This window comes from Candidatus Manganitrophaceae bacterium (assembly GCA_016200325.1).
Lineage (GTDB): Bacteria > Nitrospirota > Nitrospiria > SBBL01 > Manganitrophaceae > Manganitrophus.
Window position 1 is genome coordinate 165,423 of sequence record JACQEZ010000019.1, and the last position, 10,132, is coordinate 175,554.

At 59.1% G+C, this 10,132-nt stretch carries 12 protein-coding genes; 7 read left to right on the top strand and 5 right to left on the bottom strand.

Features of this window, described 5'->3' with window-relative positions; translation table 11 throughout:
* Nucleotides 1–83: 83 nt before the first annotated feature.
* Nucleotides 84–923, bottom strand: a complete 840-nt coding sequence (locus tag HY282_15705) for an ATP-dependent Clp protease proteolytic subunit (GenBank protein ID MBI3805195.1) — start codon at nt 921–923, stop codon at nt 84–86.
* Nucleotides 924–1,005: 82 nt separating this feature from the next.
* Nucleotides 1,006–1,743, bottom strand: coding sequence for a rhomboid family intramembrane serine protease (locus HY282_15710; GenBank protein ID MBI3805196.1), 738 nt, complete (start codon nt 1,741–1,743; stop codon nt 1,006–1,008).
* 767 nt (nt 1,744–2,510) lie between these two features.
* Here HY282_15710 and HY282_15715 point away from each other — a divergent pair.
* The 7 genes from HY282_15715 (at nt 2,511) to HY282_15745 (ending at nt 8,476) form a co-directional block, all read left to right on the top strand.
* Entirely contained in the window at nt 2,511–2,972 is a 462-nt protein-coding gene (locus tag HY282_15715) for an ester cyclase (protein MBI3805197.1), read from the top strand.
* 40 nt (nt 2,973–3,012) lie between these two features.
* Nucleotides 3,013–3,474 carry an ester cyclase gene (locus HY282_15720; GenBank protein MBI3805198.1) on the top strand — a complete coding sequence of 154 codons (462 nt, stop codon included), beginning with the start codon at nt 3,013–3,015 and terminating at the stop codon, nt 3,472–3,474.
* A 120-nt stretch (nt 3,475–3,594) separates the two neighbouring features.
* Nucleotides 3,595–4,374 carry a 4,5-DOPA dioxygenase extradiol gene (ygiD, locus tag HY282_15725; GenBank protein ID MBI3805199.1) on the top strand — a complete coding sequence of 260 codons (780 nt, stop codon included), beginning with the start codon at nt 3,595–3,597 and terminating at the stop codon, nt 4,372–4,374.
* 64 nt (nt 4,375–4,438) lie between these two features.
* Nucleotides 4,439–5,971 carry an aldehyde dehydrogenase family protein gene (locus HY282_15730; GenBank protein ID MBI3805200.1) on the top strand — a complete coding sequence of 511 codons (1,533 nt, stop codon included), beginning with the start codon at nt 4,439–4,441 and terminating at the stop codon, nt 5,969–5,971.
* Nucleotides 5,972–6,009: 38 nt separating this feature from the next.
* Nucleotides 6,010–6,564 carry a DoxX family protein gene (locus HY282_15735; GenBank protein ID MBI3805201.1) on the top strand — a complete coding sequence of 185 codons (555 nt, stop codon included), beginning with the start codon at nt 6,010–6,012 and terminating at the stop codon, nt 6,562–6,564.
* A gap of 64 nt (nt 6,565–6,628) precedes the next feature.
* Nucleotides 6,629–7,573, top strand: a complete 945-nt coding sequence (locus HY282_15740) for an NADP-dependent oxidoreductase (protein ID MBI3805202.1) — start codon at nt 6,629–6,631, stop codon at nt 7,571–7,573.
* A 321-nt stretch (nt 7,574–7,894) separates the two neighbouring features.
* A complete protein-coding gene (locus tag HY282_15745) occupies nt 7,895–8,476 on the top strand; it encodes an NAD(P)-binding domain-containing protein (protein ID MBI3805203.1) in 582 nt (193 codons plus the stop codon).
* Nucleotides 8,477–8,518: 42 nt separating this feature from the next.
* On the opposite strand, the gene HY282_15750 is transcribed toward HY282_15745, so the two are convergent.
* From HY282_15750 to HY282_15760, 3 genes are all read right to left on the bottom strand, one after another.
* A complete protein-coding gene (locus HY282_15750) occupies nt 8,519–8,716 on the bottom strand; it encodes a hypothetical protein (GenBank protein MBI3805204.1) in 198 nt (65 codons plus the stop codon).
* 41 nt (nt 8,717–8,757) lie between these two features.
* Nucleotides 8,758–9,183 (bottom strand): hypothetical protein, encoded by a 426-nt coding sequence (locus HY282_15755; protein MBI3805205.1) that lies wholly within the window; start codon nt 9,181–9,183, stop codon nt 8,758–8,760.
* 212 nt (nt 9,184–9,395) lie between these two features.
* A complete protein-coding gene (locus HY282_15760) occupies nt 9,396–10,049 on the bottom strand; it encodes a Crp/Fnr family transcriptional regulator (GenBank protein ID MBI3805206.1) in 654 nt (217 codons plus the stop codon).
* Nucleotides 10,050–10,132 lie beyond the last annotated feature (83 nt).

Below are 10,132 nucleotides of genomic sequence, written 5' to 3' on the forward strand. Positions count from 1 at the left end.
CTGGCTCTCCTGTATAGTTCAGTCCGTTCAGGAAGTCAACATCCGATCTGTAAGGGAGGGAGCCGGCGGCTTTTTCAATGCGGCTACTGCGACGCTCCCCGCGCCGAAGGTCCGGCGCGGCGGGGGGCCGGGAGGTATTCCACGCCGGGTTGGCGCCGGACCGGCTGTGGATAGAGACTCATCAGCTGCAAGATCTCGGAGGGCATGTCCGAGTGGACAGGGAGTCCCAGCTGCTGCGCCCCCTCCAACGTAATCGGATAGTCGTGGGTCCAGGTCCCCGTGGTGAGGAGACAGGAGATCTCTTCGGCTTTCTCCAACGTCAAACTCCGCATCAGCAGCCCCTTGGCGCTGTCGCGAACTTGGTTGATCGCCTTCTCCGAGATGTCGGCGAAGATAATCGTCTGGTCATCGATCCGGGCGATCGGCTTTTTCTCCACCACCTTGAGCAGCGAGGCGGCCGGGTATTGTCCGAGTTGTGGGTCGATCGGCCCCAGCACCGCATGCGGCGACATCACAATCTCATCGGCCGCAAGCGCAATGAGCGTTCCGCCCGACATGGCATAATGCGGGACAAACACCGTCACCTTTCCCTTCCGGTTGCGCACGGCGTGCGCGATCTGGAGCGCCGCCAAAACGAGGCCGCCCGGCGTGTGAAGCACCAGGTCGATCGGCACCTCCGGATCGGTCAGAGCACAGGCCCGCACGACCGCCTCGGAGTCGTTGATGTCGATATAGCGCATGATCGGAAACCCGAGCAGGCTCATCGTCTCCTGTCGATGGACGAGGAGGATCACCCGCGAGCCGCGCCGGTGCTCGATCTGCGCGAGGAGCCGCTGCCGGGAATTTTCAAGGAGCCGCTGCTTCAATACCGGCTGGATCGCCGTAAACATAAAGAAGAGCCAAAAAAGATCGCTGATTCCCATCCTCCCCTCCTATGTGAAACCGAAAGAGCTCCCCTCGTTTAGATGCGGAATTGAATCGAGTCGCCCTGTCATTTTCATCGCGTCATCGCGCCCAGCTCCCCTCAATCCCCACCTCATCCCGCTCGAACCGCCGCGGTCCATCTCGATCGGGAAGCAAAAAGAAACGATAGAGGAGCATTCCCGAAGCAAACCCGCCGACATGCCCCCAAAAGGCGACGCCCCCCACCCCCCCGGGGCCGATTCCGGCGAGGGTCCCGCCAAGCAGCTGGCTCAGATACCAAAAAAGGAGATAGAAACCGGCCGGCAACTCAAAAAAGAACGGAATAAAAAAAATGGGAAAGAGAACAATCACCCGGGAGTGGGGGAAGAGGACGAAGTAAGCGCCGAAGACCCCCGCGATCGCCCCCGAGGCGCCGACCGTCGGCATCGTCGAATGGATGTTCATCAACCCGTGAACGACCCCCGCGATCATTCCTGTGAGAAGATAAAAGGCCAGAAACCGCCTCCGCCCCATCTGGTCCTCAATATTGTCGCCGAAGATCCAGAGCGCCCACATGTTGCCGATGAGGTGAAGCCATCCCCCATGGAGAAACATGCTGGTGAGAAAGGGCCAGTAGTCGTCGGTCGGCAATCCGACCAGCCGCGCCCAGTCGGGATGGCTGAAGCGCGCCGGAACGAGGCCGAACCGATAAAAGAGCGCCTCCAGCTCGGCCGGGCTGAGGCTTAACTCATAGAAAAAGACGGCGGTGTTGATGGCGATCAGCGCCCAAGTCATCACCGGCGTCGTCCGGCTCGGAATGGTATCGCGGATCGGAATCATCTTTGAACTCCTCCGATGTGATCGGATCGATTTTAGTTACACCCGTACCTTATTTGAAGAGATCGATTGCTTAAAGTCGTGGGGCTTCGCCCCAGTCCCTTCACCCTCCAGGTACAGGCGGCCTTCCCGTGCAGCGGGGGGGAGACCCCCTGCTCCCCCACGGTCACACGCTGCAGGGACCGCGCAGGAGAAGCGCGGACTGCTGCATCGGGTGACCTTCTTTGGTCGATACTCCGTCCTATTTGTATTTTAATAGGATCTAAATCGAATCCACTTAGACTCCACAACGAAGGTCGCAAGAGATCAGCGCGTCCAGGGCCTGCTATGCCCGCCATTCTGCGCGTTCTAAATCAGACGTTCCACCTACCGCTTCAGGTCACCTTTGTCGAAGTGCCATCCGCGGATCTCTTCCGCGCGTGGTACAAGTTGTGACCGTGGGGTCTGGGGTTCCACCCCGGTGTCCCTTGGGAAGCCGAAGAGGGTTGGGCAAGCAACCCCCGCGGTGGGGTGTGGGGTAAAAACCCCACGACTCTAGGCAATGCCCCATCCCATCGCCCAATCTTTACTAGATCCAGATTACAGACTACAGACCAAATACCCGTGCAGTCCGTTTTCTCCCTCACCGTAAGCGCCCTCTCTTCTCCCAAAGGATTATAGACAGGCGCCGCCATCGGGCGCTAGGATGATCACGTGTGCGACCTGCGGCGACAGGCCCTGTCTAGGCGCTTCAACGATGGGAACACGATTTTGACAAAGGGGAGGTTCCGATGGACAAAGTTGAGAGAAACATGCAGTTAATGAAAACGTTGGACGATGCGTGGAACGCCCAAGATTGGGCGACGTTCGAAAAGCGCCATGCGGAGAAGGTCGCCGTCTACTGGCCCGGCAAGCCGGAGCCGACCCGCGGCCGACATCCGCATGAGGTAGAGTCGATTGAATTCTTCAAAACCTTTCCCGACAACCACATCGAGAACAATCCATATAAAGTTCTTTTCGGACAAGGCGACTGGACCTGTTCGGTCGCGAAGTTTACCGGCACCATGAAAGGACCGATGAAGACCCCCAACGGCAACGTCATCCCTCCGACGAATAAAAGATTTGAGGTCGAGTTTTGCACGGTCGCCCATTGGAACGACAACGGAGAGATCGTGGAGGAGAAGCTCTTCTATGATTTAGTCGGCTTAATGCAGCAGATCGGTCTGGTCGGAGATAAAGCAAAAGCGGCGTGAGGTCTTGTCCGTCTAAGAAGAAACTCAAGAGGAGATCCAGATGAGCAGCGTCGATGAGAATCTTGAAATCGTTAGACAGATCGATCGGGCCTGGAACGAACGAGACTGGAGCAGCTTCGGGCGGCTTCATGCGGAAGATGTCTTCGTCCGGTTCAGCAACCCGAAGGGGATCACCGGCCGCGTTGCCCATCTCGCCGAGGCGCAGAATTTCCTCTCGGCATTCCCCGATCATCAAATCGATTTCCCTTATCTTTATCTTTTCGGAGAAGGAGACCTCGTCTGCTCGGTTTTCAAATCGAGCGGGGTGCAGTCCGGACCGTGGAAACTCCCCGACGGCCGTCTTATTCCAACCACAGGAAAGCGATTGGAGATGGAAATGAACATCGTCTCCCGAGTGCTGGACGGCGAGGTCGCCGAGAAGATCGTCTCCTATGACATGCTGGGGCTGCTGACGCGGCTCGGCGTCATCAAGCTGACCGAAGGAACGGTCAAGGCGGCGTAACGAACGTCCGCAGGTTTCATCGGAATGGAGTCCCCGAGGAACGGCCGAACCGCCAAGCCGAAGCGAGAATAACGGCTTCATGCGTTAATTGCTCTTTCAACAGGAGTCTGCGAGGTCCAAATGCCAGAGCCGATGCCGGTCTTTTTCTTCGGACATGGAAACCCGATGAATGCGCTCCAACGAAACGCCTACACCAAGGGCTGGGCCGCGATCGGCAACGAGATTCCGCGGCCGCGCGCCATTCTTTCCATCTCCGCCCATTGGTACCTTCCCGGCACCGCCGTGACCGCCATGCCGAACCCGCGAACGATCCACGATTTCGGCGGCTTCCCGAGAGAGCTCTACGAGGTGCGCTATCCCGCCCCCGGCGATCCGGTCTTGGCCAGCCTCGTTCAAGCGTTGCTCACCCCCCTTCCGGTCGCGCGTGATAACGACTGGGGACTCGATCATGGGACTTGGTCGGTCCTCTGCCACCTCTTCCCGAAGGCCGATCTCCCGGTGGTCCAACTCCAGATCGACGAGACGGAGCCGGCCGCCTTCCACTACAAAATGGGACAGCGGCTCCAACCACTGCGGGAGGAGGGGGTTCTCGTGATCGGCAGCGGCAATCTCGTTCACAATCTCCATGCCTATGCCTGGGGTCGGCATGTCCCCGAGCCGTATGACTGGGCGGTCCGCTTCGAAAAAAGGGCGCGCGAGCTGATGCTGGCGGAAGCGGACGGTCCGCTGATTGACTATGAGTCGCTCGGAGGCGACGCGCGGCTCTCGGTGCCGACCCCCGACCACTATCTGCCGCTGCTCTATATCCTCGGGCTGCGCAGACCCGGCGAGCCGGTTCACTTTCCGGTAGAGGGGGTCGACGGCGGCTCGGTCTCGATGCTCACCGTCCGAATCGGATGAATACCGATTTGGGGAACGGCCAAGAGGGACGCAAATATTTAGCGCGATTACTTAGGAGGACGCTATGGCACCGAATACCGGCACACTCACCGCGCCCCACCCCTACACCCATCTCGACGCTCAATACATCAACGGTCATTGGCGGCCGGGCCGCCATCAAGGTGGCCTTGGAACCGATCTGGATCCCTATACTGGCGATACGCTGGCCGAGATCGCCCTGGCCGATCGGAGCGACCTCGACGAAGCCTACCAATCTGCGGCAAAGGCGCAGCCGGCCTGGGCCGGCGCCCTTCCCGGAGAGCGGTCCGCGGTGATGCGCCGCGCCGCGATGATAATGGAAGCGCGCCGGGAAGAAATCGTGAGTTGGCTTATCCGGGAATCCGGCAGCACTCGAATCAAGGCCCGTCTCGAATGGGAAGCGGTGCACGCCGTGATGCTGGAAGCGGCCACATTGGTCTACCGCGTCGAGAGCCGCATCCTTCCGAGCGATATTCCGAGCAAGGAAGGTCGCGCCTATCGCAAGCCGGTCGGCGTGGTGGGGGTGATCAGCCCCTGGAACTGGCCGCTGCAGCTGAGCGCACGGTCGGTCTGCCCGGCGCTGGCGGTCGGCAACGCCGTCGTCGTCAAACCGGCGAGCGACACGCCGATCACCGGCGGATTGCTATTGGCCAAAATTTTCGAAGAGGCCGGCCTGCCGGCGGGGGTGCTGAGCGTCATCATCGGCCCCGGAAATGAAATCGGCGATGCGTTTGTCACCCATCCGATTCCGCGGGTGATCTCGTTCACCGGCTCCACCCCGGTCGGACGCCACATCGCCCGATTGGCCGCCGAAGCGCCGATCATCAAACGGGTCGAGCTCGAATTGGGCGGAAACGGCCCTTTTGTCGTCCTGGAAGACGCCGACCTCAACCATGTGATCGACGCCGCGGTCTTCGGCAAGTTTCTCCATCAAGGGCAGATCTGCATGATCGTCAACCGCTTCATCGTCGACGAGCGTCTTTATGACGAATTCGTGGAGCAATTCACCGACCGGGTGCAGCATCTGAAGGTCGGAAACCCGGACGAGCCCGATACCATGATCGGTCCGATCATCAATCAGAAACAGCTCGATGGATTGATGGAGAAAATTCGTGAGGCCCGCGCCTCGACCGCGCGGCAGATGCTCGGCGGCGAGCCCGACGGACTGACCTTGCCGCCGCACATCTTCTCCGAGGTGACCAATGAGCAGCGGCTCGCCCGCGAGGAGATCTTCGGACCGATCGCTCCAATCATTCGCGCCCGCGGCGAGGAGGAGTCGCTCCGGATCGCGAACGATACCGAGTACGGTCTCTCCAGCGCCGTCTTCACCCGGGACCTCCATCGCGGCGTTCAATTTGCGCAGCGGATCGAGGCCGGCATGACGCATGTGAACGACCAACCGGTGAATGATATGCCGTACAATCCGTTTGGCGGCGAGAAAAACTCCGGCATCGGCCGGTTCAACGGTGATTGGGCCGTTCAGGCCTTCACCACCGATCACTGGATCACCCTGCAGCACGCGCCGCGGCGTTACCCGCTCAATGCGAATGAGATCGGAGGACCCTGGGCGGGAGGATAGTGGTGATGAAATCACTGCCGACGAAAAGGAGAACGCGGATGAAAGATCTCGGTCTGCTGGTCCTGCGATTCACCGCGGGGGGATTATTGGCCGGGCATGGCGCACAAAAGCTCTTCGGCCGGTTCGGCGGAGATGGGTTGGACGGAACGGCCGGCTTTTTAGAATCGATCGGGTTTAAGCCGGGGCGTCCCTGGGCAATCCTGGCGGGTCTCTCCGAGCTCGGCGGCGGGGCCCTGACCGCGCTCGGCCTCGGCGGCCCGCTCGGTCCGATCGCCACCCTTGGATCGATGGCAATGGCGACCGCCACGGTGCACCGGGGAAAACCGATCTGGGCGACCGAAGGGGGGGCGGAGTTGCCGGTGATGTATATGGCGGCGGCGACCGCCGTCGCCCTCTCCGGACCGGGCCGGTATTCGCTTGATCGTCTCCTCCGCATCAACAAGGTGCCTCGACGGCTCAGCTTCCTGGCACTGGTTGCGACCGCGGCGGGGATCGGATTCGGCCTGGCCCGTCAGCGGAGGTCCGCGATGGCAGACAAACAGAGGGCGCAGAAGCAGCCGAAACAGGATACGCAGAAACGGCGGGCCGCCTAAAATAAAGTTCAGGGGTGAGAGACCACTCTCTGTTTCAACTCACGAATGTAAGGAGGATCTTACCATGCGTGCAATTGCAGTCGACCGATTCGGCGATACGCCGACGCTCCATGATTTGCCTCGACCGGAACCGGGCGAAGGGGAAGTACTGATCGCCGTCCGGGCGGCCGGAGTCAACCCCTTCGATTGGAAGGTGATCCAGGCACCGATGGGAGATCATTTTAAGTACCACTTCCCTTTTATCCTCGGGGTCGACACCGCCGGGGTGGTCGAGCGGGTCGGGCCCGGCGTCAACGACCTGAAGGTGGGAGAGGCCCTTTTCGGGATGATCCGAAAGCCGGTTTTCGGCGAGGGAACCTACGCTGAGTATGTCACCGCCCCCGCTTCGGTCGTTGCCAAGAAGCCGGCGTCGCTCACCTTCGAGCAAGCCGCCGCCGTCCCGATGCCGGCCCTCACGGCGTTGACCTCCGTCGACACACTTCAGATCGGAGAAGGAGAGACACTCCTGATCGTCGGCGCCACCGGTGGGGTCGGCAGTTATGCCGTGCAGCTGGCGGCGCGCCGCGGCGCCCATGTGATCGCGACCGCGCTGACGGAGGATGCGGAGTACATGCGCGATCTCGGCGCTTCCGAAACGATCGACTATCGGTCAACCGATCTGGTGGAAGCGGTAAAGGGGGCGCATCCCGACGGCATCGACGCCCTCCTGGACCTCGTCAGCGACGCCGAAAAATTCAACCGGATCGCCGCAACCCTCAAGAAAGGGGGCCGCCTCGCGACGACCCTCTACGTTGCCGATGAGGAAGCGTTCGCCGCCCAGGGAATCACCGCCGCCAATATTGCCAATCAGCCGTCGCGCCCCCTGCTCGAGCGATTGGTCCAGATGATCGATGCCGGCAAGCTGACGGTGCCGCTTCAGAAAATCTTTCCGCTTGAGCAAGCGCCGGCGGCGATCGAGCAGAGCCGATCGGGTCATGTCCGGGGCAAGAGGGTGCTGAAAATCGCATAACCTGCGGAGGGATCGGAGGACGCCGTCGCCGGCCATCTGATCCGGAAACCGGACAACCGCGCCCTGGCGGTCATCGATCTATTCGGCTCGAAAACGGCCAGTTCGTCGAGCGTTGGGATGTGATCCAAGAGGTGCCTGAAAAATCGGCCGACAACAACACGATGTTTTAGGGATGCCCTGTTTGTCTTTCAACGTCGCTCAATGTGACCGGCCTTCTAGATACAATCATCTCCTCCGGTCCTGCTGACCCTGTCGAAGGATCGCGTCGGCTCGGAGCGAGCATCAAAAAAGCGGCTTTATTCTTTCAAGGGGAGGACCTGCATGAAACCTAAAATTGGAATTATTGGAAAGGGGAATGTCGGCAGCGCGCTCGGGCGGGGGCTGGAGCGGGTGGGCTATCCGGTGCAGAGCGTCGGACACTACTTGAAGGAGGTAGAGGAGACGGCCGCCTGGGGCGAGGTGGTCATTCTCGCGGTGCCGTATGCCGCCCTCGACGATACCTTGAATGAAATAGGAAAGAACGTAAACGGGAAGACGCTGGTCGACGTGACGAACGTCGTCACCCCCGATTATCAGCTGGCGCTCGGCTGCACAACCAGCGGCGCGGAGGAGCTACAGAAGAAAGTCCCTTCTGCAAAGGTGATCAAAGCATTCAATACGGTGTTCGCCGAAAATATATCCCGTGGAAAGGTCCTGGACGAGCCGATCACCCTCTTCGCCGCGGGGGACGATGGAGAATCGAAGGCGACGGTCCTTCAGATGGGACGAGACATCGGGTTTGATCCGGTCGATGCCGGCCCGCTGCAGAACGCCCGGTGGCTGGAGACATTGGGCTACTTTCATATCCAGCTCGGCTATACGCTGAAAATGGGACCCGAGGTTGAGTTCAAGCTGATTCGATAGCAGCGCGCCTGCGCTTCATAAAAAATCAAAAATCCATTCGCCTCAGTCGACTTTTTTGAGGCGAGGCATCTGTCCCGACCCCGCCGCGCCGCGCCGACCGCCCCGCTTTCGCGCTCTGTTCTTGAGGATAACCTGATCGGTCGAATTCCCACAGCCGATACATCGCCAGACCATCAGCATGCCTTGGGTGGTGTCAATCCGTTCTCTATATTGAGGAAATCCACATTTTGGACATTTCATGATGGTATCCTACGCTGGGTCTAACGTTTGGGCGGCGGGCATCACGAAAAATGAAGCCGTGAGGAGACCGCTTCAATTAAAATTAACAGGAATGGCGTTTCCGAAGGAGCCGCCGGCGACCGCAATGGAAGCGCCCGGAAGCGGTAGCGGTTTCCCGCATCCCCATTAAAACGGTTCGGGACCGGAGACGAAAGACCCCCTGGAGCGCTTCCTCCGTAGGGATCGATCCATTGTTTAAAGTCGACATAGATCGCAAATACGATTTGGGAGAAGGAAGAAAGATCGGAGGAGCAGGCTGAGGAGCGCTTCCAATCAAGCGCTTGGCTGATTCTCCGGGCAGCGAGATTTTGATAGACGACCTGGCCGCCACGACTTAAAACGAGGATCCCCGGCTGCGCGTTTGGGACGAACGGTTTATCTCCCTGCTCTTCTTTTTTTGTTTCATGCAGCGCGTTCCGCGACGGCATTTGCATTGTTCTCATCGATCGGAGCATTTAAACGGGATACACTCCCTTTCTAACCACTTCAGCGGTCATTCATCAGCCGATCCTACAATGGATCAGTGTCGTTCTGCGGATTTCATCGGTTCCATTATGGCAGCCGGAACGCGTGCGGTTCTGGTCAAAATTGCTCAGTTTTGAAATCGGCAGAACCAAAGAGGAAGAGATAGAAGGGGATCCTAATCGTGCAGGACGATATTCAGCAGAGAGCTGTGGACATGCAAACTGCCGTTGTATTTAATAAAGCCGAGCTTCTTGAACTTGTTCATAAAGAAGCTGACCCTCGACCGGGTGGTGCCGACCATTTCGGCGAGCATCTCCTGGCTGATCTTTGGAATCACCGGCTCCGCTTTACCGTCTTTTCCAAAATGGGCGAGCAGAAGGAGAATCCGAGCGAGGCGCTTCTCGCTGGAGTTGAAAAGTTGGTCGACCAGATCTTCCTCAATCCGAATGTTGCGGGAGAGGAGATACGAGATAAAGAACTCCGAGAAGGTCGGCTCCTCATGCAGCACCCGGATCATCGTCTCTTTTTCAATCCGGATCACCGTGCATTCATCCATCGAGATTGCGGCAGCCATCCGAACGAGCTGCCCTGCGAGACACCCTTCGCCGAAGAAGTCCGACCTCCCCAGCACCGCAATGACCGCCTCTTTCCCCTTCGGGGAGACGACGGTCAGCTTTACCTTCCCCGTCTGGATGTAAAAGACGGCATCGGCCGGATCCCCTTGAGAGAAGATGTTCTTTTTCTTTTGTATCTTTAGAACTGTTTTTCCGCTTCCGACCGCAGCCAGAAAGGTCTTGGAATCGAAAGAGGGAAGTTGTTTACGCGCCATACCTAGCACGCTACCGGGATAGGACCCTTTTGTCAAGACGTATAACTTAAAGATAAGTAGAACAGCTTTATTCCGAAGCACTT

What these genes read in the sequence shown, in the direction of transcription:
- HY282_15705 (MBI3805195.1), bottom strand. Translation starts at nt 923, where the DNA reads ATGGGAATCAGCGATCTTTTTTGGCTCTTCTTTATGTTTACGGCGATC.
- HY282_15710 (MBI3805196.1), bottom strand. Translation starts at nt 1,743, where the DNA reads ATGATTCCGATCCGCGATACCATTCCGAGCCGGACGACGCCGGTGATG.
- HY282_15715 (MBI3805197.1), top strand. Translation starts at nt 2,511, where the DNA reads ATGGACAAAGTTGAGAGAAACATGCAGTTAATGAAAACGTTGGACGAT.
- HY282_15720 (MBI3805198.1), top strand. Translation starts at nt 3,013, where the DNA reads ATGAGCAGCGTCGATGAGAATCTTGAAATCGTTAGACAGATCGATCGG.
- ygiD (MBI3805199.1), top strand. Translation starts at nt 3,595, where the DNA reads ATGCCAGAGCCGATGCCGGTCTTTTTCTTCGGACATGGAAACCCGATG.
- HY282_15730 (MBI3805200.1), top strand. Translation starts at nt 4,439, where the DNA reads ATGGCACCGAATACCGGCACACTCACCGCGCCCCACCCCTACACCCAT.
- HY282_15735 (MBI3805201.1), top strand. Translation starts at nt 6,010, where the DNA reads ATGAAAGATCTCGGTCTGCTGGTCCTGCGATTCACCGCGGGGGGATTA.
- HY282_15740 (MBI3805202.1), top strand. Translation starts at nt 6,629, where the DNA reads ATGCGTGCAATTGCAGTCGACCGATTCGGCGATACGCCGACGCTCCAT.
- HY282_15745 (MBI3805203.1), top strand. Translation starts at nt 7,895, where the DNA reads ATGAAACCTAAAATTGGAATTATTGGAAAGGGGAATGTCGGCAGCGCG.
- HY282_15750 (MBI3805204.1), bottom strand. Translation starts at nt 8,716, where the DNA reads ATGAAATGTCCAAAATGTGGATTTCCTCAATATAGAGAACGGATTGAC.
- HY282_15755 (MBI3805205.1), bottom strand. Translation starts at nt 9,183, where the DNA reads ATGCCGTCGCGGAACGCGCTGCATGAAACAAAAAAAGAAGAGCAGGGA.
- HY282_15760 (MBI3805206.1), bottom strand. Translation starts at nt 10,049, where the DNA reads ATGGCGCGTAAACAACTTCCCTCTTTCGATTCCAAGACCTTTCTGGCT.